Annotated in this window: 20 protein-coding genes; 6 read left to right on the forward strand and 14 right to left on the reverse strand. The window is 65.7% G+C overall.

Features of this window, described 5'->3' with window-relative positions:
- Nucleotides 1-34 precede the first annotated feature (34 nt).
- From BSQ44_RS24770 to BSQ44_RS24790, 5 genes are all read right to left on the reverse strand, one after another.
- A complete protein-coding gene (locus BSQ44_RS24770; protein WP_072607675.1) occupies nt 35-1,519 on the reverse strand; it encodes an aldehyde dehydrogenase family protein in 1,485 nt (494 codons plus the stop codon).
- On the reverse strand, nt 1,516-2,937 hold the full coding sequence (locus BSQ44_RS24775) for an MmgE/PrpD family protein (RefSeq protein WP_072607676.1): 1,422 nt from the start codon (nt 2,935-2,937) through the stop codon (nt 1,516-1,518). Before BSQ44_RS24775 ends, BSQ44_RS24770 begins: the two co-directional genes overlap by 4 nt.
- 108 nt (nt 2,938-3,045) lie before the next feature.
- Nucleotides 3,046-4,473: an MmgE/PrpD family protein gene (locus BSQ44_RS24780; RefSeq protein ID WP_072607677.1), complete on the reverse strand. Its 1,428-nt coding sequence runs from the start codon at nt 4,471-4,473 to the stop codon at nt 3,046-3,048.
- 147 nt (nt 4,474-4,620) lie between these two features.
- Nucleotides 4,621-5,796, reverse strand: coding sequence for a mandelate racemase/muconate lactonizing enzyme family protein (locus BSQ44_RS24785; protein ID WP_072607678.1), 1,176 nt, complete (start codon nt 5,794-5,796; stop codon nt 4,621-4,623).
- The gene (locus BSQ44_RS24790; RefSeq protein ID WP_162276753.1) at nt 5,793-7,517 is read right to left on the reverse strand and encodes a GMC family oxidoreductase; all 1,725 of its coding nucleotides are present in this window, start codon (nt 7,515-7,517) and stop codon (nt 5,793-5,795) included. Before BSQ44_RS24790 ends, BSQ44_RS24785 begins: the two co-directional genes overlap by 4 nt.
- A 316-nt stretch (nt 7,518-7,833) precedes the next feature.
- On the opposite strand from BSQ44_RS24790, the gene BSQ44_RS24795 reads away from it, so the two are divergent.
- From BSQ44_RS24795 to BSQ44_RS24810, 4 genes are all read left to right on the forward strand, one after another.
- On the forward strand, nt 7,834-9,321 hold the full coding sequence (locus tag BSQ44_RS24795) for an aldehyde dehydrogenase (RefSeq protein ID WP_072607680.1): 1,488 nt from the start codon (nt 7,834-7,836) through the stop codon (nt 9,319-9,321).
- 125 nt (nt 9,322-9,446) lie between these two features.
- Entirely contained in the window at nt 9,447-11,060 is a 1,614-nt protein-coding gene (locus BSQ44_RS24800; RefSeq protein WP_072607681.1) for a flavin-containing monooxygenase, read from the forward strand.
- A 27-nt stretch (nt 11,061-11,087) separates the two neighbouring features.
- Nucleotides 11,088-11,861, forward strand: a complete 774-nt coding sequence (locus BSQ44_RS24805) for an SDR family oxidoreductase (RefSeq protein WP_072607682.1) — start codon at nt 11,088-11,090, stop codon at nt 11,859-11,861.
- Nucleotides 11,862-11,922: 61 nt separating this feature from the next.
- Complete coding sequence (locus BSQ44_RS24810) at nt 11,923-12,675, forward strand: SDR family NAD(P)-dependent oxidoreductase (RefSeq protein WP_072607683.1); 753 nt, start codon at nt 11,923-11,925, stop codon at nt 12,673-12,675.
- A gap of 19 nt (nt 12,676-12,694) precedes the next feature.
- Here BSQ44_RS24810 and BSQ44_RS24815 read toward each other — a convergent pair whose 3' ends face one another.
- The 7 genes from BSQ44_RS24815 to BSQ44_RS24845 form a co-directional block, all read right to left on the reverse strand.
- On the reverse strand, nt 12,695-13,519 hold the full coding sequence (locus tag BSQ44_RS24815; RefSeq protein WP_083534918.1) for an alpha/beta hydrolase: 825 nt from the start codon (nt 13,517-13,519) through the stop codon (nt 12,695-12,697).
- Between the two features lie 140 nt (nt 13,520-13,659).
- Nucleotides 13,660-15,540 carry a flavin-containing monooxygenase gene (locus BSQ44_RS24820; protein WP_072608276.1) on the reverse strand — a complete coding sequence of 627 codons (1,881 nt, stop codon included), beginning with the start codon at nt 15,538-15,540 and terminating at the stop codon, nt 13,660-13,662.
- A 13-nt stretch (nt 15,541-15,553) separates the two neighbouring features.
- The gene (locus BSQ44_RS24825; RefSeq protein ID WP_072607684.1) at nt 15,554-16,873 is read right to left on the reverse strand and encodes a TRAP transporter large permease; all 1,320 of its coding nucleotides are present in this window, start codon (nt 16,871-16,873) and stop codon (nt 15,554-15,556) included.
- A complete protein-coding gene (locus tag BSQ44_RS24830) occupies nt 16,870-17,376 on the reverse strand; it encodes a TRAP transporter small permease subunit (RefSeq protein WP_157894691.1) in 507 nt (168 codons plus the stop codon). The genes BSQ44_RS24825 and BSQ44_RS24830 overlap by 4 nt, the downstream gene beginning before the upstream one ends.
- 138 nt (nt 17,377-17,514) lie before the next feature.
- Nucleotides 17,515-18,615 (reverse strand): TRAP transporter substrate-binding protein DctP, encoded by a 1,101-nt coding sequence (gene dctP / locus BSQ44_RS24835; protein WP_210187907.1) that lies wholly within the window; start codon nt 18,613-18,615, stop codon nt 17,515-17,517.
- 372 nt (nt 18,616-18,987) lie between these two features.
- The gene (locus BSQ44_RS24840; RefSeq protein WP_072607687.1) at nt 18,988-19,542 is read right to left on the reverse strand and encodes a nuclear transport factor 2 family protein; all 555 of its coding nucleotides are present in this window, start codon (nt 19,540-19,542) and stop codon (nt 18,988-18,990) included.
- 213 nt (nt 19,543-19,755) lie between these two features.
- Nucleotides 19,756-20,523 (reverse strand): SDR family NAD(P)-dependent oxidoreductase, encoded by a 768-nt coding sequence (locus tag BSQ44_RS24845; protein WP_072607688.1) that lies wholly within the window; start codon nt 20,521-20,523, stop codon nt 19,756-19,758.
- 184 nt (nt 20,524-20,707) lie between these two features.
- Between BSQ44_RS24845 and BSQ44_RS24850 the strand changes: the two genes are divergently transcribed.
- Both BSQ44_RS24850 and BSQ44_RS24855 read left to right on the forward strand, forming a co-directional pair.
- Entirely contained in the window at nt 20,708-21,460 is a 753-nt protein-coding gene (locus BSQ44_RS24850; protein ID WP_072607689.1) for an SDR family NAD(P)-dependent oxidoreductase, read from the forward strand.
- Nucleotides 21,461-21,581: 121 nt separating this feature from the next.
- Nucleotides 21,582-22,319: an SDR family NAD(P)-dependent oxidoreductase gene (locus BSQ44_RS24855; protein ID WP_072607690.1), complete on the forward strand. Its 738-nt coding sequence runs from the start codon at nt 21,582-21,584 to the stop codon at nt 22,317-22,319.
- Nucleotides 22,320-22,649: 330 nt separating this feature from the next.
- On the opposite strand, the gene BSQ44_RS24860 is transcribed toward BSQ44_RS24855, so the two are convergent.
- Both BSQ44_RS24860 and BSQ44_RS24865 read right to left on the reverse strand, forming a co-directional pair.
- A complete protein-coding gene (locus tag BSQ44_RS24860) occupies nt 22,650-23,918 on the reverse strand; it encodes an MFS transporter (protein WP_072607691.1) in 1,269 nt (422 codons plus the stop codon).
- A gap of 403 nt (nt 23,919-24,321) precedes the next feature.
- Nucleotides 24,322-24,744 (reverse strand): FKBP-type peptidyl-prolyl cis-trans isomerase, encoded by a 423-nt coding sequence (locus BSQ44_RS24865; protein ID WP_072607692.1) that lies wholly within the window; start codon nt 24,742-24,744, stop codon nt 24,322-24,324.
- Between the last annotated feature and the right edge of the window lie 176 nt (nt 24,745-24,920).

A 24,920-nucleotide genomic window follows, 5' to 3' on the forward strand; every position in this document is an offset into this window, starting at 1 on the left:
CGGGGCGCACGGCGTGCCATAGCCGCTTCCGATATCAGTTGGCGAAGGGATCTTCGGGCACGCCGGTCGACAGGTCGACGACGATGGTCTTGGTCTCGGTGAATTGGTCCATGACCTGCATGGAGTTCTCCCGGCCGATGCCGCTCAGCTTATAGCCGCCATAGGGCAGCATCCAGTGCACGGGGCGGAAGGTGTTGACCGACACCAGCCCGCACTCGATCCGCGCGGCCACGCGGTGGGCGCGGGAAAGGTCCGACGTGAACAGGCCGCCGACCAGGCCGTAGTCGGTGGAGTTGGCAAGCCCGACCACTTCCTCCTCGGAATCGAACGGCATGACCGCCAGCACGGGACCGAACACTTCCTCACGCGCGAGCCGCGTCGAGGGATCGACATCGGAGAAGACGGTCGGCTGGACGTAGTAGCCGACATCCAGTCCCTCCGGCCTGCCGCCGCCGGTCATAAGGCGGGCGCCGCTCTCGATCCCCAGCTGGATGTAGCTCTGCGTCTTCGCCAGCTGCTCGGCCGAGGTGTGCGGCCCGATATGGGTCCTTCGATCGCTCGGCGCGCCGACGCGGATGCGCGCCGCCCGTTCGGCGATCGCCGCCGCGAACTTCTCGTAGACCGGGCGCTCGACGAAGACGCGCGAGGCGAGCGAACAGGACTGGCCGGTCGAGCGGAAGGCGCTGTGGACAGCGACCGAAAGCGCGCGGTCGATATCGGCGTCGGCAAAGACGATGTAGGGGGATTTGCCGCCGCATTCGAACGTGCAGCGCTTCAGGTTGTCCGCGGCCGACTTCATGATGCGGATCGCCGTGCCGTGGTGGCCGGTGAAGGAAATCTTGTTCACGCCGGGATGCGAGGCCAGCGCCTGGCCGGCGATCTTGCCGTAGCCCGGACAGACGTTGACCACGCCCGGCGGCACGCCTGCCTCCTCGGCCAGCCGCGCGATTTCCAGGATGCTCGCGGGCGTCTGTTCCGCCGGCTTGATCACCATGGTGTTGCCGGCGGCGAGCGCCGGGCCGAGCTTCCAGCAGCACAGGAGGATCGGCGAGTTCCACGGCAGGATGGCCCCGACGACGCCGACCGGCTCGCGCCGGGTGTAGGCCAGCATGTCGGTCTTGAACGGGATCTGGGCGCCGTTCACCTTGTCGGCGGCGCCGGCGAAGAAGGTCAGCCAGTCAGCCGCGCGCTGCATCTCGCCGAGCGTGTCCCTCACCGGCTTGCCGTTGTCGCGGCTTTCGATCTCGGCCAGCTGCCGCGCGTTCGCGGTGATGAGCTGCGCGAGCTTGTAGAGGATCGCCCCGCGCTTCGTCGGATCCATGCGCGACCATGGGCCAGAGAGCGCGTCGCGCGCCGCCTTGACCGCCGCGTCGATGTCGGCCTCGTCTGCCTCCGCGACATGGGCCCAAACCGTCTCGGTCGCGGGATCGATCGACTGGATGACCCTGCCGGAATGCGGAAGGACCCATTCGCCGCCGATATAGAGGCGGTCGCGGACGAAGAGGCCGTCGTCGCTCATTCGGCCGCCCTTGCCGTCCCTCCGGCAGCGGATTCGATCGCCGAAACTACCGCGGCGAACGTCGCGTCGTGCGGCGTTTTGGCGAGCTTCTGGCCGACCGCGCGGGCCGCGTCGCCGAAGTACCAGGACGTGTTGCGCTCGAACTTGTCGAGGACGTCATCCTCGAGCAGCGGCGCTTCCGGGCATCCGGGATGGTAGGGCACGTGGCAGTGATAGGTCTTGCCCTTGGCGGTCACGTCCAGGATCGCCGGGCAATGCGCGGGATAGTCGGAATCCGGGTCTTCCTCGGCCTCGATCTTGGCCGCCAGCTTCAGGATGCGCTCGTCGCGCAGCCGCTCTTCGGCAAAGGATTCCAGCCCGACAGTACCGAAGATCAGCGCGGACGCGACGCCGAAGAACAGGCTGAAGCGTCCCTCGTGCGGCGTCTGGGGGCGCTTCTTGCGGTCGCGCGGCTCGGTGACGAGCGTCAGGCCCGGCTCGGCCAGCTTGCAGTTGACGGCGGTTATGTCGTCGACCGTCACGCCGTCGGCCTCGAACTCCTTCAGGATCTGCTTGGCCGCCTCGATGAAAGCGTGGAGGAGCTGGCAGCAGGGATAGGGCTTGTAGGCCGTGTCCGGCAGGTACCATTTCGACCCGAAGCCGCTGCCGCCCGTGACGAAATCGAGTTTTCCGGTGATCGGCGTCAGATGGGTCTCGAAGAAGCCGAACTTGCCCTCGAAGACGCTCTCCGGACCGGTGATGCCGGCCTGCGCGAGGTCGATCGCGAGGATGCCGGCATGGGCGCCCCAGCCGCCGTGCAGGATCTTGGAGGTCGAGCCGGTGCGGGTCGATTCCTGTATGCCGGAGGCAAACGTCCCGGAGATGCCGAGCGCGTCGACGATCTTCTCCGCCGGCGCGCCGACCAGATTGCCGATGGAGACGGCCGCGCCAAAGGGGCCGAGCAGCGAACTCGTATGATAGCCGCGCGCCAGGAAGCGGTCCCCGCCCACGAAGCCCAGGCGGATCATCACCTCGTAGCCGGCGGTCACCGCAGCGATCATCTCCTTCAGCGAGGCGCCGCGCGCTTCGCCCGCCGCGAGCACGGCCGGCGTGACGGTCGAGCCGGGACGCGCCAGCGAGGAGCCGTGCTTGTCGTCCATCTCCAGCGCCTGCGCCAGCGAGCCGTTGAGAAGGGCGGCGAGCTCCGGCCGCGCCTGTCCGCCGACGCCGAACAGCGTGGCTCCGGACGATCCGCCCCAGCCGCGGGCAAGCGCCTGGGCCGCCCGCCCGCTTTCCTCCAACGGGCCGGCGCCGGCGATGCACACGCCGATGGTGTCCACCATATGCAGCAGGGCCGCATCCCGCACTGCTTGCGGGATATCGTCGTAGCTCAGATCGGCCGAGAACTCGGCGATGGTCCGTGCGAGCATCTTGCTCATTGTCTTCCTCGCTCTTTTTGACCGCGTCTGGCGGCAGCGGGTCCGCATCGCCGGGCGATCGAAAGATCGCGGCGGGACGGCCCCGAGCTAACCTTATGATCGGCCAGGCTAGGCCTTGACGTCCTGCAGCATGTGGCCGAGTTCCGGCGCCGGCTCGGCAGCCGTCTCCAGCCCTTGCACCATGGCGTTGATGCTCTCGACGGCGTCTTCCTTCAGGACTCTGCCCGCGAGGTTCTTGAACTTCGCCGACAGGTCCGCGTCGCTGATCGGGTTGCGCCAGTGGCCGCTGCGATAGGTCTGTTCCTGGTGATATTCCTGGCCCGACTTCATCGTCACCGTCACCCGCACGGCACGCATCTCGTGCGGCCCGCCGGCATCGAGTTCGGGATCGACGACGACCTTGAAGCGATTGGCGAGGTCGATGATCTTCGGATCGCGCAGCTTGTCGTCGGTGTACTGGTCGATGAAGGCGGTGCCTTCGAGCAGGGTGACCGCGCCCGTGTAGGGCAGGTTCATCTGCGCGGTGATCGTCTCCTTCGGCTCGTAGGGCCAGCCGCAATGGACGTAGACCATGTTGGTCGTCCGCACGAGAACGCTTTCCACGTCCTCGCCCCTGATCCCGTGATCGGCGCGGATGGCGCGCAGCGCATCGACGGTCGTCTGGCTGCTCGCCAGCGACGAGTACTGCTTGAACCCGTTCTTGCGGATCTCGAACTCCTCGCCGAGCTTGTTGGTGGCCCAGCTCAGATCGTACTTGTCGGCATAGGTGGAGCAGAACCCGCCATAAGGCGCTTCCAGCACGTCGCGGACGCCGGTCAGTCCCTCGCGGGCGCAGAGCGCGGCGATGATGCCGTTCTGCGAGGCCTTGCCCGAATGGAAGCGCTTGGCCATGGCGCCGAATTGCGAGGCCATGAGGCCCGCAGCCTGGGAGCCAGCGAGCCCCAGCGCGCTGACGAACTGCTCGACGTCGAGATTCAGCATCTTGCCGACGGTGGCGGCCGACGCGAAGGTGCTGGTCAGGCCGCAAGGGTGGAACCCGCGGTGGAAGGCGTGCGGGCTCACCGTGTTGCCGATGCGCGTCCCGAGCTCGAAACCGACGACGGTCGCCAGGATGAGGTCCTTGCCAGAGAACGGGCCGAACGCCTCGGCGCAGGCGAGCAAAGCGGGAACCACGCCCGCGCCATAGTGCGACATCGACTGGTCGTGACAGTCGTCGAGCTCGAAGCCCTGCGCGGAGGTGCCGTTGATGAAGGCGATGCCGAGCGGATCGGCCTTGACCTTCTGGCCCCAGGCGCTCGACTTCTGCGACTGGCCGAGGCTTTCCACGACACGCCGTACCGACTGCGTCCAGGGCGTCTGCGCGCCGAAGACGCCACAGCCCAGGCTGTCGAGGATACAGCGCTTGGCGTCGGAGATGACCTCGGGCGGCAGGTCTTCGTAGGTGAGGTTCACAGCGAATTCGGCGACCGCGCGCGTGGCGCCCTGCCCCATTTCGCTCTGCTTCAGGCTCTGCGTGGACGCGACGTCGATGTTCATGGCTTCATTCCCGTAATGATTGCGCGCGACCGGACGGCGCCATGGAAGCGCGCGCGGTCACCCGCCTTGCTGGCGCCAACTTCGCCAAATCCGGCCATACGGTCCAATTATTGTTTGACCGACTGGTATTACCCGATCGTATCCTGATCAGGTCCGAATCTCGAAGGTCTGCAGCGTCATGCGCTCGAGCGCGGCGAGATCGAGCGTCAGGCCGAGGCCGGGGCCCATCGGCACATCCACCGCGCCGTCCCTGATCGACATCGCGCCTTCGGCGACAAGCGGATCGGGTCCCTTGGGGCCGACGCCGAAGGCGAATTCGGCCGCGCCGAAGGTGCGGCGCGCGGGGATCGTCGCGCAGAAATGGCAGGACGCGGCGGCCTCGAACTGAGATGCCACGGCCAGCCCGCCGCTGTTGATCAGGATGCCATGCGCCTCCCCGAGCGCCGCGATCTTGCGGGCCGGCGTCAGGCCGCCAACCTTGTAGAGCTTGATGCAATAGACATCGACCGCGCGGGCGAGCGCCAGGTCCGCCGCGTCGGACAGGGTGAACAGACCCTCGTCGGCCATCACGGGAACGCCCTTCGCCTGCGCCCTGATCTCGGCCATGCCGCGAATGTCGCGCCTCAGCACCGGCTGCTCGACATAGCCGAGGTCGTGCGCGCCGACGGCGTGCATGAAGGCGATGGTCTCGGCGACCGTCCAGCCGGTGTTGGGATCGACGCCGATCACCACGTCGTCTCCGAGTGCTGCCCGCACCTTGCCGAAGTTTTCGACGTCGCGCCTCCAGCCGCCCTTGCCGGCCGCCTTCAGACAAAGCACCTTGATGCCATAGTCGTCGACGGCGGTCCGCGCCTCCTCGATCATCACGCCGACGTCGTCGGCCAGGCTCACCGACCATTCCAGTTCGATCCGGCTCTGCGAGCAGCCGCCGAGCAGCCGGTGCACCGGTACGTCCAGCGCCTTGCCCATCGCGTCATGCAGCGCGATGTCGATCAGCGCCCGCGCCGCCGGGTTTCCGGCAAGCCGCGACGTCAGTATTTCGTCGATGGCCTCGATGTCGAAGACGCTTTTGCCGATCAGCAGCGGCCCGTAGACCTCGCGAATGGCCGTGGCGACGCTCTCGGAGGTGTCGGCGACGAAATGGCCAGGACTGATAGGACGGATCTGCGCGTGGCCCTCGATCCCCTCGCCGATCAGCCGCAGGAAGACCGGCTTCCCCAGAAGCTGTCCCGCCGGACCGGAATCGTAGGAGCCGCTGGAGAAGATGCGCTTGATGCGGATCGGCATCTCGGTGATGCGGACCTCGATGCGCTCGATCTTCATGATGCGATCCTCATCGTTTCGCCCGGTCCAACCGGGCGCCGCCCGGTCGTATCCCCTCGCCGGGACGTGCCGGCCTTGCGCTCGGCAAGGATCATGTCCGAGGCCTTTTCGGCAAGCGCGATGGTCGGCGCATTGGTGTTCGAGGAAGGAATGGTCGGAAAGACCGAGGAATCGACGACGCGCAGGTTCTGCACGCCGTGGACCCTGAGGTCGGGCGCCACCACCGCGTCGTCGTCCGTGCCCATCCGACAGCTTCCCACGATGTGCCAGGTCGTCTGCGTTGTCTCGCGGATATAGGCCATGATTTCCTCGTCGGTGACCGTGGCATCGCTCGGCCGCGTCTCCTTGACGATCAGTGGCCGCATCGAGGGCTGCGCGGCCACCGCGCGGACCGCCTTGATGCCCTGAAGCAGGACCTGGGCATCGTCCGGGTGCTCCAGGTAGGCGGGGTCGATCTTCGGATACGCATAAGGATCGGGCGAACTGATGTGCACCGAGCCCCGCGACTTGGGCTTGAGGCCCATGACGCCGACGGTGAAGCCCGAATGCGGGTCGAGCCCGTCCTGCGGGCGACGCGCATAGCGGTCGCGCCCGGAAAACGGCTGCAGCTGGATCTTCAGGTCCGGAGAAGTCTCGTCCGGCCGGCTGTACATCACCGTGTGCGCGGTGGCCGAGCAGATCGACAGAAGCCCCTTGCCGAACATCATGAACTTCAGCCCCTGCTTCACCCGCACGACCGGGTTCTGGAGCACGTCGTTGATGGTGATCGGCTTGGCGCATTCGAAGGTCAGGCGCGTGTTCGGATGATCCTGAAGATTCTCGCCGACCCCCGGCATGTTGCGCTGAACCTCGACGCCTTGCGCGGAAAGAATGTCGGGATTGCCGAAGCCCGAAAGCTCCAGCAGCTTCGGCGACATGACCGGCCCGGCCGACAGGATGATCTCGCCCGACACGCCGGCGCGGGTCGCGACGCCGTTCCGCCGACATTCAATTCCGACGGCGACGCCGTTTTCCACGATAACGCGCGCCACCTCGGTGTCCGTCCAGACCTCGAGGTTGCCGCGGTTGCGGACGGGTCGAAGGTAGGACCAGGACGTGCTGGAGCGGAAACCCCGCTTCGTCGAATATTGCAGATAGGCGGTGCCCTCGTAGGAGCCATCATTGTAGTCGTCGACGATCCTGTGCCCGGCCTCCCCGCTGGCCGCGACGAAACCGTCGGCCAGTTCATCGAACCGGTCCAGCTTTACGGCGCCGATGGGTCCCTTACGCCCGCGATAGGCATCGTCGCCGCCGCTGACATAGGTCTCCATTTTCTTGAAGTAGGGCATCATGTCGTCCCAGCCCCAGCCCGGCGCGCCCATGCCGGCCCAGGAATCGAAGACCCATGGGTCGCCCCGGACATAGACGTTGCCGTTGATCGAGCTCGATCCGCCCAGCACGCGGCCCCGGGTCCACAATTGCGTGCGGTCGTTCAGCGCCTTCTGCGGCTCCGTCACCAGCGGCCAGGTGATGTCGGGGTTCTTGAGAAGGTTCACCACCAGCAGCGGAACGCGGAAATTGATGCTGCGGTCCTTGGGGCCTGCCTCGACGAGCAACACCCTGGTGCGGCCATCCTCAGACAGCCGGTTGGCCAGCACGCAGCCGGCCGAGCCCGCTCCGACCACGATGTAGTCGAAGGTCGGCGACGGGCGCCCTTCGCGCAACGATACGGTCCCGGACACGCATTCCCTCCCAGGCGATCGGCCCCGCCCCTTCCGGGCGAGCCGCAGACAGGCTCTGCCTAGCCGACCACGCTCGTCCGGTGAAAGACTTTGGCGGCGTGGCAGCATAACGTCCGGGCATACCGAACGTGCTTTGCCTCCCGCATGAAGCGGGTGAAAAATGACATCCGGGGCGACGTTCCGGGAATGATCGCTGGTTATGCTGGCCATCCCAAAAGTTATTTTCTTGTTCTTCTCGGCCTCCCCTATACAGTCCGCACTGGTCGCATGGCGTGCTTGCTCCGCATAGCCCGCGAAGCAAGAGGAGGACCGTCGGATGGCACATGCCGGGCAAAGCTACGATCTCTACATCGGCGGCCAGTGGGTGCCCCCGGCAGCCGGCGAGCGCTTCCCGACCTACAATCCCTTCACGCAGGAACCCTGGGCGACGGTCTCGCAGGCCGATGCCGACGACGTCGCTCAGGCCATCGCCACGGCGCGCAAGACCTTCAACGAGGTGTGGTCCCGCAAGACCGGGCTCGAACGCGCGACCCTGCTGTTCAAGCTCGCCGACCTCACCGAACAGTCGGCTGAACGCATCGGTACCTTGGAGACCACCGACAACGGCAAGGTCATCCGCGAGACGACGAACCAGGTCCGCTTCCTCGCCAGGACGCTGCGCTTCTATGCCGGCTATGCCGACAAGATCTGGGGCAAGGTCATCCCGCTCGACCGCAACGACGTGTTCGACTACGCCTCGCTGCGCCCGCTCGGCGTGATCGGCATCATCACCGCGTGGAACTCGCCGATGGCGCTGCTCGGCAACAAGCTCGCGGCATCGCTGGCGGCCGGGAACTGCGTCGTCGTCAAGCCGTCCGAGCATGCCTCCGTCACCACGCTCGAGTTCAGCAGGCTGGTCGAGCAGGCCGGTTTCCCGACCGGCGTCTTCAACGTCGTCACGGGAGACGCAAGGACCGGAGCGTCGCTCGCAAGCGCCGAGGGCCTCGACAAGATCAGCTTCACCGGCAGCGGGGCGGCGGGCCGCGCGATCGCGGCGGCGGCCGGGCGCACGCTCACCCCGGTGATCCTCGAACTCGGCGGCAAGTCGCCCAACATCATCTTCGCCGACGCCGACCTGGACAAGGCGAGCGTCGGCGCCTTCGCCGGCATCTTCGCGGCGACGGGACAGACTTGCGTGGCCGGCTCGCGCCTCTTGGTGCAGCGGCCGGTCTACGACCAGATCGTCTCGCGGCTGGCCGAGCGCGCACCGGCGATCCGCCTCGGAAATCCGCTCGACATGAAGACCGAGATGGGGACGGCGGCCAACGAGCCGCAGTTCGACCGGGTGATGAGCTTCATCACCTCCGCCAAATCGGAAGGTGCAAGGTTGGTCACCGGAGGCGAACGCGCCACCGGCGCAGACCTCGGCAAGGGTCTCTTCATCCAGCCGACGATCTTCGCGGACGTGCGCAACGACATGAAGCTCGCGCAGGAGGAAATCTTCGGGCCGGTGCTGGCGGTCATCCCCTTCGACACGGAGGAAGAGGCGATCGCGATCGGAAACGATACCCGCTACGGCCTGGCATCGGGCATCTGGACGCAGAACATCAACCGCGCTCACCGTGTCACGCGTGCCCTCAACACCGGCATGGTGTGGGTCAACACCTATCGCGCGGTCGCTGCCCAGATCCCCTTCGGCGGCGTCAAGGAAAGCGGCTTCGGGCGCGAACGCGGCGAGGAGGGCCTGATGGAGTTCCTGGCGCCGCAGAACGTCATGATCAATTTCTCCGAAGAGGAACGCGATCCCTTCGCCATCCAGACCTGACGCTCGCTCGACGATACGGCGGTCCGCGCCGCGGACCGGTTCGAAAGCGTCCGGAACCCGCACCATCCGATCCCGAGATCCGCGGCGCTCGTCCGCGCGATGGGCAATAAGGGAAGAAGCAAGAGATGACCGACAGCCGGAGCGACCAGACAAGCTTCGACGCCATCGTCGTCGGGGCGGGCTTCGCCGGCCTCTACACGCTCTACCGGCTGCGCGAACTGGGCTTTTCCGCGCGGGTGCTGGAGCGCGGAGCCCAGATCGGCGGCACGTGGTATTGGAACCGTTATCCCGGCGCGCGCTGCGACGTCGAGAGCCTGCAATACTCCTACTCGTTCTCCGACGAGGTGCAGCAGGAATGGCACTGGACCGAGCGGTTCGCCAGCCAGCCGGAGATCCTGCGCTACATCGAATTCGTCGCCGACAAGTTCGACCTGAAGCGCGACATCGAGCTGAACGCGGGCGTGAAATCGGCGGTCTTCGACGAAACCCTCGAGCGCTGGACCGTGGCGACCGAGGGCGGGCGGCAGATGGACTGCCGGTACGTGATCTTCGCCACGGGCGTCCTGTCGGTGCCGATCGAGCCGTCGATCCCCGGCCTCGATGCCTTCCATGGCAACGTCTACCGCACGTCGCAATGGCCGGAGCAGGCCGTCGACTTTACCGGACGGCGCGTGGCGGTGGTGGGCACCGGGTCCTCCGGCATCCAGGCCGTGCCCGCCATCGCGCCACAGGCGGAGCGGCTCTATGTCCTGCAGCGCACACCGAACTACTCCGTGCCCGGCTACAATGCCCCCATGGACCCCGACTTCGAGCGGGAGTGGAAGGCGAACTACCGCGAGCGCCGGCAGCAGGCCGCCGCGACGCGCAACAACAATCTGTTCCGGCCCGGCACCGTGGCCGGACGCGACACGCCGCCCGAGGAGCGCGAGCGCGAATTCGAGGAGCGTTGGAAGACCGGCGGGCTCGGCTTCACCTATGCCTATCCCGATCTCACGCTCGACGAGGAGGTCAATCGCCACGCCTCCGACTTCGTCCGGCGCAAGATCGCCGGCAAGATAGACGATCCGGAAGTGGCCGCCCGGCTGGTACCGACCGAATACGGCATCGGCGGCCGCCGCCTCTGCGTCGACAATGGCTACTACGAGACCTTCAACCGCAAGAACGTGACGCTCGTCGACCTTCGCGAGCAGCCGCTGGTCACGATGACCGAGCACGGGTTCATGACGCAGGGCGCCTACTACGCGATCGACGATCTCGTGCTCGCCACCGGGTTCGACGCCTTCACCGGCGCGCTGGCGCGCATCGACATCCGGGGCCGCGACGGCCTGCCGCTGAAGGAGAAGTGGTCGGACGGTCCCGCCAACTACCTCGGCCTGACGGTCGCAGGCTTCCCCAACATGTTCATGCTCGCCGGTCCAGGCAGCCCCTCGGTGCTGTCGAACATGGTGATCTCGATCGAGCAGCACGTCGACTGGCTGTCAGCCTGCCTCGGGTACCTGAAGAGCCGCGGTAACGCGTCGATCGAGGCGCGGGAGGACGCCGAGGCCAAATGGGTCGAACACCTCGTCTCGCTGGCCCAGAAGACGCTGATCTTCCGGACCAAGTCCTGGTACACGGGCGCCAACGTGTCCGGGAAGGACAACTCGTACTTCATGTACATGGGCGGCACGAACAACTACGTGCGCGAAATCACGGCCGCAGCCGATGCGTCGGACTACGGCGGCTTCATCATCAAATGACATTCGTCAGCGTTGCGGGAGGAAGACATGGCTTCTGAGCAGAAGGTCGCGGCGATCACCGGAGCGGCGAACGGCATCGGCTGGGCGCTGGCGCAGCAGTTCGCGGCAGCAGGCTATGCCGTATGCGCCATCGATCTCGATCTGGACGCGGCCCGCGCGCGGGCGAAGGAACTCTCCGGCGACCACGAGGGCTTCGCCTGCGACGTCTCGGACGCCGACGAGGTGGAAAAGGCCTTCGCGGCGATCGACAAGCGGTTCGGAAGACTGGACGTGCTGGTCAACAATGCCGGCATCGTCGGCTCCCAGGAAGCCTCCATCCATCAGGATATGGAGTATTTCGACCGCATCACCAAGGTGATCGTCAACGGCACCTTCCTGTGCTCCCGCGCCGCCTATCACCCGATGGCTGCCCGGCGCAACGGCGCGATCGTCAACGTCGGATCGATCGCCGGCCTGGTCGGCCTGCCGCGGCGAAACGCCTACGGCGCGGCGAAGGCCGGCGTGCATTCCCTGACGCGCGCGCTGGCTAGCGAATGGGCAGCGCAAGGCATCCGCGTCAACGCGGTCGCGCCCGGCTTCATCGCCACTTCGATGGTGCAGGGCCTCGTCGAACGTGGAATTGTCGACGAGGCGCGCCTGTCGCGGCGCATCCCGATGGGCCGGCTCGGCACGCCCGACGAGGTCGCCGAAGCCATCCTGTTCCTCGCCTCCGACAGTGCCCGCTACATCACCGGCTCGGTGCTTTCCGTCGACGGCGGCTGGGCGGCGTTCGGTGACGCCGGAAACGCCTCCGAGGCATAGCTCGCGGCGTCCCCGCGCGCGGACCGAGCCGCGCCGGTTCATGGAAACGGGAGGAGCTGAAATGCCGAGGCTGAAGGACAAGGTCGCGATCATCACGGGTGCTGCCGGCGGCATGGGATCGGCCGCCGCGCGGCTCTTCACCCGGGAGGGCGCAAAGGTTCTGCTGGTGGATCGCGAGGAAGAGGGGCTGGTGAAGCTCGCGAACCTCCTGCCACCCGAGCAGGCGTCCTATTTCGTCGCCGACGTTACCGACGAGGCGGCGACGAAGGCCTTCGTCGCAGCCGCCCTGAAGCGTCTCGGCGGGCTCGACATCGCTCTCCTCAACGCTGGCATCGAGGGAGAGATCGGCAGGATCGACGAAGTGCCGGTCGCCGCCTTCGACCGCGTGATGGCGGTCAACGTGCGCAGCGTCTGGCTGGGGCTCGCCTCCCTGATGCCGGCCATGCGGCCAGCCGGCGGAAGCATCGTCATCACATCGTCGGGCGCCGGCCTGCGCGGCTCGGCGGGGCTGGCCGCCTACAGCGCCAGCAAGCATGCAGTGCTGGGACTGATGAAGTCCGCCGCGCTCGAAGGCGCCAAGGACAAGATCCGGGTCAACGCCATCAACCCCGCACAGACGCGCACGCGGATGATGGAGGCCATCGACGCCCACCTGAACGCCGCCGGCCGCACCGGCGATCCGGCCGCGCGGATTCCGCTCGGGCGCTATGCCGAACCGTCCGAGGTAGCGTCGATGATGCTCTTCCTCGCCAGCGACGAAAGCAACTACTGCACCGGCGCGGCCTATCAGGTAGACGGCGGCTCGATGAGCTGAGCCGCGTATTGCAGCAGCCCTAGAGGAGCCTCTCGCGCAGCCAGGCGCAGGCCGGATCGAGACCCGCCTTAGACGGCTCGTCGGCGCCAGCCCAGGACAGGAAGCCGTGGTTGGCATCCTCCTTGTGCGCGTGGACGACGTCGACGCCGGTGTCCGCAAGCTTTCCGGCGAACGCGATGCCTTCGTCACGCAAGGGATCGAACTCGGCCGTGATCACATAGGTCGGCGGCAAGCCCGAAAGCTCCGTCGACCGCAAAGGCGCGACGTCGGGATCCGTCGCCCGCTCCGCATCGCCGACATAGTGATCCATGAACCAGATCATGGCCTGCGCCGTCAGGCCGAAGCCAGTCCCTCTTTCGGCGTAGGAACCGCGCGCGCGGTCGGGCGCGTCGGTCACCGGATAGACCGCGAGGATCGCGCGGAAGCGGTGCCCTTCCGTGCGCTTGAGGCGGATGGCGCTGACGATGGCGAGGTTCGCACCGGCGCTGTCGCCCGAGAGCGCCACCCGGTCTGGATCGCCGCCGAATTCGCCCGCGTGCTCCCGCACCCACCGGATCGCGGCGATGCAGTCCTCGAGCCCCGTCGGAAACGGGTGCTCGGGTGCGAGCGCGTAATCTACGGAGACTACGATGGCTCCGGCACCGTTGCAGAGCGCCCGGCAAAGCGCGTCGTGTGTGTCGATGTCGCCGGCGACGAAGCCGCCGCCATGGAAGAAGACCAGGACCGGCGCGGAAGCCCGGCCGTGGGGCCGGTAGATCCTCAGCCGGGGGCAGCCGTCGCCGGCCGCGCGATCGGTAACCTGGAAGACCGGCGGCATCGGCACCAGGCCGAAGCGGGCCTGCAAGCCTTGCCGGACGGTCTCGACCGGAAGGGTCTCGACGGGCGGCGCCCCTTGCGCTTCGGCCAGGCGCGCCCGAAGCGTCGGGTGAAGTGCGGTCGCGTTCAGCCGAGTGTCTCCTTCATGCGTGCGGCGGGCCGGTGCGCTCAGTCGACGTTGCAGACCGACGGATCGAAGCTGCGCGTCTTCTGCCAGTAGTCGACGAGCCGCCACGGGGAGTTGGTAGCGATGCGGCCGCGGCTGTTCTTGAACCAGTTGCTGACGCCGGGCGCGTTCCACACGGTGCGGTCCAGCAATTGGTCGAGTTCGCGGTTGTAGGCGTCGCAGGCTTCCTTGCTCACCTCGATCTCGTCGGCCCCGGTCGATGCCAGATGGCTGATCGCCGAGGCGACGTAGCGCGCCTGGCACTCGATCTGGAAGATCAGGCTGCCGCCGTGGCCCAGATTGGTGTTGGGGCCGTACATGATGAAGAAGTTCGGGAAGCCCGGCACCATGATGCCGAGATAGGCGCGCGGATCGTCACCCGACCAGACCTTTTGCAGTTCCATGCCGTCGCGCCCCTTGACCGGAACGGTCTGCAGCATGCGCGTCGCCTCGAAGCCCGTCGCCAGCACGATGAGGTCCACCTCGTGGCGGCGGCCGTCGGCGGTGACGACAGCATCGGACTCGATCCGGTCGATCCCATCGCTGACCAGCTCGACATTGTCGCGCTTGAGCATGTCGAACCAGCCGAAGTCGATCGGGATGCGCTTGGCCATCGGCGGATAGTCGGGCACGACCTTCTCCATGAGGTCGGGGCGGTCGGCCAGCTTGTCGCGGATGTAGTTGGTGAACAGTTCGCGCACGCCGTCGCTCTGCGCCGAGGCCCGCAGCCCGTCCGGTCCCTCTTCCATCATCAGCGTCGGGTAGAGCCGGTCGCCGAACTGCCAGAACAGCGTCATCCTGTACCAGTTCATGTAGGATTTGACGTTCTCGAAGAGCCAGAGATCCTCCTCGCGCACCGGCTGGTGGTAGAGCGGACGCGATGAGAGCCACTGCGGGGAACGCTGGAAGGCGGTGAGCTTCGCCACCGACGGGGCGATGCTGGGGCCGAGCTGCACCGCGCTCGCGCCCGACCCGATCAGGGCAACCCGCTTGCCGGCATAGTCTATCTCCGGGCGCCATTCCGCCGTGTGCACCACCTCGCCCTTGAACGTATCCAGCCCCTTCAGGCGCGGCACAGACGGCACGTTCAACTGCCCGACGGCGCTGACCAGGACGTCCGCGTCATGCTGCGTGGTCGCGCCATCGGCATCGATGGCAAAGCGCCAGCGGCGATCCTTCTCGTCGTACCGGGTGTCGCTCACCGTCGCGCCGAAGCGGATGTGCGGACGAAGGTCGAAGCGGTCGATGCACGTTTCGATGTAGTCGAGCAGATCGCCCTGCTTGCTGAAGTAGCGCTTCCAGGAGGGGTTGAGCGCGAAGGAGAAGGAATAGATGTGGCTCGCCGTATCGACACCGCACCCCGGGTAACGGTTGTCGTACCAGGTGCCGCCCGGCCTCGGGTTCTTCTCGTAGATGGTGAAGGGAATGCCGGCCTTCTTGAGGTAGACGCCGAGACCGATGCCCGAAAGCCCGGCTCCGACGATTGCCACTTCCGGCGTCCGCTTGACCGCGGCCGTCGGTATCTTCGACTGATAGAGGCGGCGCGGCCACAGGCTTGCCTCCTCCATCAGCATGTCGACGTATTCTTCCGGCACCGGCGCCCCGGCGGCGAAATCGACGATGCGACGCCATCCCGGGTCCGAAGGGTGAAGGGGCTGTGCGTTGCCGCGCGCGACGTGAGCCAGCGCGCGTTCGGTCAGCCGGGCGCGCAGGTCGGCCGGCAGGTCGGCGGCGGTCCGGTCGGCGATGCCGCGCATGGCATGGGGCATCGCCTCGTCCAGCAGCGTCCCCTCCGCGCCGTACGACGCGAGGGTGGCTATCAGCAGATAGGGATCGGCACCCTCGATCATTCGGCGCGCCGACTCGTCGGTCTTCGATGTCATCAGATCTTGCACGTCAGTTTCCGTAAAACATCCGGGGCAGCCACAACGCGACTTCCGGGAAGATGAAGACGATGAGGAAGGTCACGACCTGCAGGACGATGAAGGGAACGACGCCCCGGTACATGTCCGCCAGGCGCAGGTCGGTCGGGGCGATTGCCCGCAGGTAGAAGATGGAAGGGGCCATCGGCGGGCTGAGATAGCTCGTCTGCAGGACGATCAGGAAGAGCACGCAGAACCACACCTCGTTGACCCCGTAGCTGACCACCAGCGGCATCGCGATCGGGATCAGGATCAGCACGATCGAGATCAGGTCGAGCATGAAGCCGCCGAGGAAAGCGAGCACCATGACAAAGGCGATGGCCTGCCAGCCGGCGATGTCGTAGTCGGTGAGGATGGTCTTCACCTCGGTCATGCCGCCCGATGCGTAGAACACGGCGGCGAAGATGTTTCCGGCCAGGACGATCAGCATGATCATCGCCGTGATGGAGAGGGTCTGGTAAAGCGCGCCGACGACCATCCCGAAGCTGAGCTTGCGGTTGAGGGCCGAGAGCACCAGCGCTCCGAAAGCGCCGCAGGCCGCGGCCTCGGTGGGTGTCGCCACACCGGCGAGAATCGTCCCGAGAACGGTGACGATCAAGGCGACCGTCGGCACCAGGGCAACGAACGTCACCTTGATCTTCTCGAGGAAAGACGGCTGTTCCCCCTCGAGCGGGGTCGCAGGAGCAAAATCCGGACGCAGCCAGGATACGATCAGGATGTATGCCGTGAACAGGCCAGCCATCAGGAGCCCGGGCAACATGATGCCCGCGAACAGGTCGCCGACCGAGACGTTGGCGATCGGGGCGAGAACGATCACGGTGATGGAAGGCGGTATCGCCGTCCCGAGCGAGCCGCCGGCGCAGATCGTCCCGGAGATCAGCGACTTGTCGTAGCCGTGCTTCAGCATGGGCGGCAATGCGAGAAGCCCCACGAGCGTCTCCACAGCACCCGCTATGCCCGTCACCGCCCCGAAGACCGTGCACATCAGCATCGCGGCGAGTGCGAGCGAACCCGGCAATCGCCGCGTCCACATGTAGATTGCCTGGAACAGGCGATCCGCGACGCCAGACCCCTGCAGGATCGCTCCCATGAAGATGAAGAGCGGAATGGCACCCAGCACGTAGTTCGAGGACACGTCTATCGTCTTCGTCACGAAGAGCGACATTGCCGCATCGCCAAAGCGCATCAGGCCGAAGAGGAGTGCGACGATGAACATCGAGAAGGCGATCGGAATCCCGATCGCGATCAGCACGAGCAGCGCCGGAAACATGAAAAGTCCGATGAACTCGCTCATTTGGACGACACCGGACCCGCTCCGACGAGCGCCGTTCTGAGCGAGCGGATCAGCTCCGCGAGGAGTTGCAGCGCAAAGACCGTCAGGCCGACCGCAAGAGCGGTGCGAAAGGGCCACAGCACGGGGTTCCACGCGCTGACGCCGGAGACCTCGCCGCTGACGAATCCCGATAGGGCGAACAGTGCCATCTTGTAAGCGAGCCAGGCGATGCAGGGAAGCAGCAGAGCGAAGCCGATCGCGTCGACAAGTGCACGTTTGCGCAGTGACAATGCCCCGTAGATCAGGTCGACGGAAACGTGTTCGCGGCGCTTCATGGCGTAGGGCACGCCCATGATGAAGATGAACCCCATGAGCATCCAGCTCATTTCGAAGACCCAGATCGTGGGAGAGTTGAGGACGTAGCGGCTGAACACCTCGAACACCATGATGGCGATCAACGGCGGCACGCCGCAGATGCCGAGCAACGCCGCACCGCCTGTAATCCGGTCGACAATGTCAAGCACGCGCATTTCCGGTCTTCCGATAGAACTGCCCTGACCGCGAACGGCATCGCGGCAGTCGGTGATGGACGGTCGCCGGCGAGACTTCCGGCATCGGGAAGAAGGTGCGGCCAGTCAGGCCGCACCTGTAAGGTCCAAGGACTACTCGCGGACACCGCCGATGGGGAGGCGGAACTCGCCCCAGGTGTCGAGTTTCTTCAATGTGGCCCGCTGTGATTCCAGCATCTTCTTGAACCACTCGTTGTTGCCGGCCTGCTCGTCCGCCCAATCGTTGGAAGCCTTCTGGGCGGCGTCGATGAAAGACTGGTCGAGCTTGATGAACTCGTTCTTGCCGCCGGCGGCGGCTTCATGGAGCTTTGCCCAGCCGTCGATGTCGAGTTCGCCGTACCGCGCATAGGACTCGTACAGGTTCAGCCGGCCGGCGACTTCGACCATCACCTTGTCGTGCTCGGACAGCTTGTCCCAGGCGTCCTTGTTGATGATGCATTCGGTCAGGCCGGACGCATAGTGCACGCCTGGCGTGATGATGTATTTGGCGATCGTGTGAAAGCCGGACTTGAAGTTCTGTCCCGGCCCCGCCCACTCCAGAGCATCCACTACACCGCGCTCGAGGGCCGAGAAGGCCTCGTCGCCCGGTATGACCACCGTGCTGGCCCCAAGCTTGGCAGCGATCTCGGCCCAGGCGCCGGACGTGCGGACGCGCAGTCCCTTGAAGTCCTCGATCGTACGGACCGGCTTGTGGGAATGCAGGAAGATTTCGGTCTCGCCGGTGTCGCACGGGATGCTGACGACGCCGAACTTCTCCATCCGCCACTCTTTGATGAGGTCGAGGCCACCATCCTCGTAGACCCAGAAGAACCATTCCTCCGGCCGCAGGCCGCCCGGCCATCCGCCGACGATGGCGCCGGTCTTGTCGATGCCCTGGACATGGCCGCCCCAGGTGGTGGCTGCCTCGGCGATGCCGTCCTTCACCGTCTGCGTCGTGGTCAGCGGGCTTCCGAGCGTGCTCGGCTGGGCGACGTTGATCTTAACCCGGCCCTCGGTATAGAGCGCGACCTTGTCGGCAAAACCCTGTGCGCCATGCTCGAGCCAGTGGCCACCGGCATGGGTCGCCATCGTCCATGTCACGTCGTCTGCACGAGCCGGCAACGCGGCAAGACAGGTCGCGGCTACGAAGGCGGCGACGGAGGCTCCCATTGCCATCTTTCCCGTGCCGTCCCTCAAAACTCCCAGAATGTTCATTTCCTCACTCCCTTTGCCTGTTCGTTGGTATCCACTGCCAATCGGCGATTTACGGTGATCAGTTGATGGAGGGTATCGTCACGGGAAACCTCGACCGTCGGCCGGCCGAAGAGCGTCGGCAGAGATGCCGTTGGCGGTTTCCGCGGCACGGTTCGTCATGGCCCCACCCGCGACGATGAACTCCTCCCACCAATCGCGGCCATCCCTGTTCGCGGTTACGGGCGATCATCACGTCACGCCCTGCAAGCATTGAAACCGTAGTTGACGGGACGCATGCAGTCGCAGCTTTTTTCCAACTTCTAGAATTCCCGGCAAACATACTGGACGCCGCCAATCCTCCATTTTGCACATATCACGCCGCTCGCTCGGCCTTCACCGGCGATCCCGAAAGCCGGCATTCTCGTCGAATGGTGGATTGCTGTCGCCGAAGGGTGATGCGCTCGGCTCGTAGCCGTATGAGGTTCCCTGCCGGCGTTCGAAGTAGACCGTGAACCGGCGCCGTATCCGCCATCCTTCCGGCGTGCGCCGGTAGGCGATGTCGTAGTATCCCTGCACCTCGGTCGAACTCACCCGGCCGAAGTCATCGGTCCCGAAGGCGCGGAAGGTGAAGTTCGCGCGTCCCGTCGCGTCGTCGCCATCGATCTTGATGTCGGGCATGTTGAGATAGTGAATGCAGTTGACGGGGCTCGAAGCGCAGAATTCGGACAGAGCCTTGCGTCCCTGGACGAAGTTCTGCTCGCCCATGCCCGCCAGCTGACGGCCCTGATAGATCCCGTCCTCCGTGAACAGCGCAGCCCACTCGTCGCCCTTCGCACCGTCGTAGGCGCGGCTGTAGGCGCCTTCGATCTGGCAGATCTCTAGGCGATCTTCGACGGCGCGCAGGCGCCGGTCGAGAGCGGCGATCATGTCCCTGTCAGTCTCGTCCATCTTTCCCCCCAGATCCGGTTTCAGCATCGTTCGCTGCAGCGGACCGGCCGTTCGACGGCGCACCGCCGCGGTCAGGGCTCTCGCAACCCCGCGCGGCTATGTCCTGGCACCACTGCAAACGGGGTAGCGATAGGTCAATATGCCAGCGCGGACGAAGGACTTCCCAGACTGCTGGAATTCCCGCGCCGCATGCTGGACCAGTCCGGCGGATTATCAGCCGGAGCGGGTCAGGCGCCCGCCGTCGACGGCCAGCAGATGCCCGGTGACGTAGGCGGATGCGGGAGAGCACAAAAAGACCGCCGCGCCGACGACGTCGTCGGGACCACCCAGCCTGCCCATCGGAAGGCGCGATTCCGCCGAGGCGATCTTGTCGGCTGTATCGAGCGTCGCCCGATTGAAGTCCGTTACGATGGTGCCGGGCGCGAGCGCGTTGACGCGGATCCCGTGTGGCGCCAGTTCCGCCGCCGCCGAGATGGTCATCTGGCGGATGCCACCCTTGGTGACGTCGTAGAGGATCTCCGGCACCCTGGAGGCCACGAAGGCCGAGGTGGACGAGAGGGCCAGGATCGTCCCCTGCCCCCGCTCCACCATCCGCCGCGCCGCGGCCTGCAAGGTGAAGAAGGTCCCCTTCAGATTGACCTCGGCCATGAAGCGCCAGTCATCCTCGGTATGCTCGAGCAGAGGCTTGGCCCGCAGCACGCCCGCGGCAAGGACGACGATGTCCAGCGGCCATCCCAGATCGTCGATCTCCGCAAAGCCTCTGTCGATGTCTTCGACTTTGGAAACGTCGATCCGGAGACTGCGGGAAGCGATACCCTGGTCGGCGATCTCGCCGGCCACGATGGCGGCGTTGCCGGCGTCGATGTCGGCGACGAACACGCGGGCGCCGGCACGCGCCAGGCCAAGCGCGATCGCCCGGCCGATGCCGCGCCCGCCGCCGGTCACCAGCGCTGTTTTCCCGGAGAGATCGAATTCCGTCATGGCACGCCCACTGTCCCCCAGGCTGGTTCGCCCGGCCACTTGTGGCCGACATAAAGGCTGCGGATCGGCAAGTTGAATACGCGTCGCGCATACCAGCATGAGCAAACGATCTGATCCGGCCGCGGCGGCTGGGCTATCCTTTCATCGGCGCTCCTGCGCTTCATCCCATCCGGACACAGTGGAAATGACGACGGCCTTCGACCCCTCCCGCACCGCCATCGTCACGGGTGCCGCCGGCGGCATCGGGCGGGCGACGACGCTTCGGCTGCTCGCCGCCGGATGGCGCGTCGCGGGCGTCGACCGCACGCCGATAGCCGATATCCCCGAGGAATTCCGCGGCTCCTTCCTGGCAATCGAATGCGACCTGACGGACCCCGCCATCCCCGCCGACGTCGTCGCCAGGACGATCGAGCGTTTCAAGTCTCTGGAATTGCTGGTCAACAACGCCGGCATCTCCGGCGCTAGACCGGTTGCCGACACCGAAGACGCCAACCTGTCGCGCATCATGGACATCAACTTCACCGTTCCCTTCCGCCTCTCGCGCGAGGCTTTGAGGGTGATGCAGCCGGGAGCGGCGATCGTCCACGTCTCCTCGGTCCTGAACTTCCGCGCCACGCCGGCAACATCGGCCTATACGGCCAGCAAGGCCGCGCTCGCCGGCCTCACCCGGCAAATGGCGGCGGATTACGGCCCGCGCGGCATCCGCTGCAATGCGGTCGCACCCGGTCTCGTCGAGACCGAGCTGACGGCCGAGAAGCTGCGCACCGAGCCCAAATTCCAGCGCATCTGGATCGAGGGAACGCCGTGGCCACGCCTCGGGCGTCCCGACGACATCGCGGCGGCGATCGTGTTCCTCGCCTCCGCCGATGCGGAATTCATCAACGGCCATACGCTGGTCATCGACGGAGGCTGGAGCATTGGCGCTGCCGCCGCATAGGTTTCGGGCGCCTCATCGAGACCCGGCCTACCCTTCCGGATAAGGCGTCCGAGCAGCCGGAGCTTTTCAGAACAACGACAAGCCGTTCCGATCAGGACGGCGGTATCATTCGGAGGAATTCTTGCAGGACAGGAACAAGAGGCTGGACGGCCGCATCGTGCTCGTGACCGGCGCCGCCGGCGGAATCGGGGCGCAGATCGCGCGCCAGGCCGCAGCTGAGGGCGCCCGCGTGATCGTAAGCGACGTGCGTCGCGACGATGGACAGAAGCTGGTGGACGAACTGGGCGCGCCAGCGCGCTTCGTGGAGCATGACGTCGGCGACGAAGACGCATGGGACCGGCTCGCCGAGCTCTGCAAGGCGGAAGGCGGCGCCGGCGGTCTCGTCAACAATGCTGGCATCTTCGATCCCCGACCCATTGCGAAGACGGACGTCGCGTTCTTCGAACGCAACATGCGAATCAACGTGCTCGGCACGTTCCTCGGCTTCCGCTTCATCGAACAGGCCGCCACGCCTTCGGGTGCCTCGGTGGTCAACCTCTCGTCCTTCGCCGGCCTGCGCGGCACGAAAGGCATTGCCTACACCGCAAGCAAATGGGCGGTCCGCGGGATGTCCAGGACGGCCGCGGTCGAACTCGCGCCGCGCAACATCCGCGTCAACTCGATCCATCCAGCCTTCATCAACACGCCGATCCTCGAAGCCATGACCCCGGAGAACTTCGAGATGAGGCGCAAGAGCATTCCGCTCGGACGCGCGGGAACGGTCGGAGACGTGGCCGATCTCGTCATGTTCCTGCTGTCCGACGAAAGCGCCTTCATCACCGGCGCCGAGACCGCGATCGACGGCGGCCTGTCAGCCTAGGGTCCGGTTTGTGGGGAGGTGACGAAGCAATTCGCAGGTCCGATGCTCCGGGGGGGCCTCTTGGGTAAGTTGCCGATGCCGTCCGTCCAGCCGCTCAAGGCGCCGACCTGCAAGTCCTAAGTCTTGTCGGGAGACGCCCCGGCCAGCTTTTTGATGCCTGACGTTTTCACTGCGAGATGCAGCTCGAGTGAAACTGATGCTTCGTGGCCGGCTCCGAAATTGTCCGCCCGCCGAGGTTCGCTTCAAGCACACCCTTTGCCTTGAACTCCGCCGTGGACCTTTGGAGTGGAACCACGCTCAAAAGCGCCATTCAGATCACTGTTTGCCCAGTCAGGGGTGGGGGTCGTCGACCTCGCGTTCTGACTCCGCCTGTTCTGCGGCCCAGGCGCCTGCCGCCTCCACTGCCACGGGTGACGCCGTCGGCAACACGCCAAGATAGCTTTCGGTTTCCGTTACTGGAGTGCTTGCGCGCTGCGTCATGCGGTACAGTGCATAGAGCGCGATGCCGATGAAGGTTGCGCCGAGCACCGACCAGAAAGCGAACGGTCCAAGCGCTTGCATCGCCCAGCCTGTCCCCAACGGCCCGACAATCGCGCCGAGCCCGAAGGTGAAGACAAGCCCGCCGGAAGCCGCTGGCATGTCCTCGGCCGAAAGCGCGTCGTTGGTGTAGGCCAGCAGCAGGGCATATAGTGGCGTTGTCACACCTCCGGTGAAAAACGCGGCCGCCATCAAGGACCAAAAACCGCCACCGAACATCCACCCCAATGCGCAGGATGTCGCGCCGAACAAGGCCGCCCCAAAGATCAGCTTGCGTCGGTCCATCCTGTCCGACAGCCAGCCGATGGGATATTGAAGCATCAAGGCGCCGGCAAACAGCATCGCCACGAAGAGCGCGATCTGGCTTGGCGAAAGCCCGATTTGTGTGCCGAAGACGGCGCCCATGCCTGATTGCGTCGCGTAGACGCTGCCAAGCAGAAAGATCCCGACAGTTCCGAGAGGCGACCCCGAGAAGAGTTTACGCAAGGGCATCGGGCGCGCGACTTCGATCGTCGGAACCTGGGTTGCGGATAAAAGGATAGGCGCAAAGGAAATAGACACGAGGATCGAGGCTACAATGAAGAGCACGGAGGTTCCCGCGTCGCCAAGCGCCAGCAGTCCTTGCGCACCGATGATGCCCAGCGTCTGAGCGATCATGTAGGCCGACAGCACCTTTCCACGGGTCTCATTGGTGGCCGCGGCATTTATCCAGCTTTCGGCCGCGACGTAGATGCCGGACATGCAAAAACCCACCAACACCCGCAGTACCGTCCAAGCCCAGGGTTCGGCCAATAGAGGCAGGGCAATCAGACCCGCAGACATGAAACTGCCGAGCGCCGCGAATACCCGCACATGTCCAACCCTTTGGATCATCAAAGGTGTCATGCGGGCACCCGACAGAAAGCCAAGGAAATAACCCGAGGTGACGACGGCGAGCTCGGCGGCAGAAAACCCTTCGATCCCGCCACGCAGGCCGATAAGCGTAAAATGCATGCCGTTGCCGAGCATGATGAGCACAATTCCGAGAAGAAGAGGCCAAACGCCGTGCAGCACTTTGATCATGGGCGAGCTTTCACGCGATCGGGGTCTCCCCGTTTGTTCGACCTTCCATGATCGAACTTCGACGCCACTGAAGCGTCGGATCGATGTTCAATTGCGACACCGGCCTCATGCGGTGAAGGCCGGCACTCGATCGTGCCGAGCTTGCGTGCGGCGAGCTGGCGCCGGATCATATACGGCGAACGCCCTTACGGCGCCGAACCCGAAGGTGCGGCGCGATGGCGGCCGAAATCCAGCGAACGAATCCTCCACCCGTGCGGCTACGCCACCCGACTGGCGCGCGCCAACCCAGGCAGACGACGGACTTCGCCGCTCGCCTTCTTGCTCCATTCGGTTTCCGAGGCCCCATCGGCGGCGGTTCGGCCTCCTCCCGACCTTCGCTCAGGATGTCTGGGTACGCGCGCCTTTAGACGACCTCCAGAACCTCGATCTCGAAGACGAGATCCCGTCCGGCGAGCGGGTGATTGGCGTCCACGGTGACGTTTTCCTCGTCCATGCCCGCGACGGTGAGCGGGACCTCGCGGCCATCGGGCGTCTTGGCCTGCAGCCTGTCGCCGATACTCACCTCGGCCGGAATGGCCGAGCGCGGCACGGTCTGGACGCCGGCTTCGTCGCGGGGACCGTAGGCTTCCGCGGCGGGGACGGTGACGGTGCGCGTCTCGCCGACGGTCATCCCGTCCACCTGGCGCTCGACGCCGGGAATGATCTGGCCTGCACCGACCTGGAACTGGAGAGGGTCCTTCCCGCGCGAGGATTCGACCGGCGTGCCGTCGGTCAGGGTGAGGGTGTAGTGAACGCGTACGGTGTCGCCGCTATGAACATCGGTCATGATTGGGTATCCGTATCTGGAGGTGTGTTGCGGTCATGCGCCCGTGGCGCGGCACCGCGCGAAGCCGGCCTCGCCGACCCTTTCAAGATAAGGTGCCGTGGCGGCATGTAAACCCTGCCGCGCCGCTCAAAGCGGCATCGAGCCCGCATTCGGGCCTGGGGAGGCGCCAATTCGCA

It is taken from the genome of Aquibium oceanicum, assembly GCF_001889605.1.
GTDB classification, from domain to species: Bacteria; Pseudomonadota; Alphaproteobacteria; order Rhizobiales; family Rhizobiaceae; genus Aquibium; species Aquibium oceanicum.

Excerpts from the sequence above, each read along its gene's own strand:
- BSQ44_RS24770 (WP_072607675.1), bottom strand. The coding sequence starts at position 1,519 with ATGAGCGACGACGGCCTCTTCGTCCGCGACCGCCTCTATATCGGCGGC.
- BSQ44_RS24775 (WP_072607676.1), bottom strand. The coding sequence starts at position 2,937 with ATGAGCAAGATGCTCGCACGGACCATCGCCGAGTTCTCGGCCGATCTG.
- BSQ44_RS24780 (WP_072607677.1), bottom strand. The coding sequence starts at position 4,473 with ATGAACATCGACGTCGCGTCCACGCAGAGCCTGAAGCAGAGCGAAATG.
- BSQ44_RS24785 (WP_072607678.1), bottom strand. The coding sequence starts at position 5,796 with ATGAAGATCGAGCGCATCGAGGTCCGCATCACCGAGATGCCGATCCGC.
- BSQ44_RS24795 (WP_072607680.1), top strand. The coding sequence starts at position 7,834 with ATGGCACATGCCGGGCAAAGCTACGATCTCTACATCGGCGGCCAGTGG.
- BSQ44_RS24800 (WP_072607681.1), top strand. The coding sequence starts at position 9,447 with ATGACCGACAGCCGGAGCGACCAGACAAGCTTCGACGCCATCGTCGTC.
- BSQ44_RS24805 (WP_072607682.1), top strand. The coding sequence starts at position 11,088 with ATGGCTTCTGAGCAGAAGGTCGCGGCGATCACCGGAGCGGCGAACGGC.
- BSQ44_RS24810 (WP_072607683.1), top strand. The coding sequence starts at position 11,923 with ATGCCGAGGCTGAAGGACAAGGTCGCGATCATCACGGGTGCTGCCGGC.
- BSQ44_RS24820 (WP_072608276.1), bottom strand. The coding sequence starts at position 15,540 with ATGACATCGAAGACCGACGAGTCGGCGCGCCGAATGATCGAGGGTGCC.
- BSQ44_RS24825 (WP_072607684.1), bottom strand. The coding sequence starts at position 16,873 with ATGAGCGAGTTCATCGGACTTTTCATGTTTCCGGCGCTGCTCGTGCTG.
- dctP (WP_210187907.1), bottom strand. The coding sequence starts at position 18,615 with ATGAACATTCTGGGAGTTTTGAGGGACGGCACGGGAAAGATGGCAATG.
- BSQ44_RS24840 (WP_072607687.1), bottom strand. The coding sequence starts at position 19,542 with ATGGACGAGACTGACAGGGACATGATCGCCGCTCTCGACCGGCGCCTG.
- BSQ44_RS24845 (WP_072607688.1), bottom strand. The coding sequence starts at position 20,523 with ATGACGGAATTCGATCTCTCCGGGAAAACAGCGCTGGTGACCGGCGGC.
- BSQ44_RS24850 (WP_072607689.1), top strand. The coding sequence starts at position 20,708 with ATGACGACGGCCTTCGACCCCTCCCGCACCGCCATCGTCACGGGTGCC.
- BSQ44_RS24860 (WP_072607691.1), bottom strand. The coding sequence starts at position 23,918 with ATGATCAAAGTGCTGCACGGCGTTTGGCCTCTTCTTCTCGGAATTGTG.
- BSQ44_RS24865 (WP_072607692.1), bottom strand. The coding sequence starts at position 24,744 with ATGACCGATGTTCATAGCGGCGACACCGTACGCGTTCACTACACCCTC.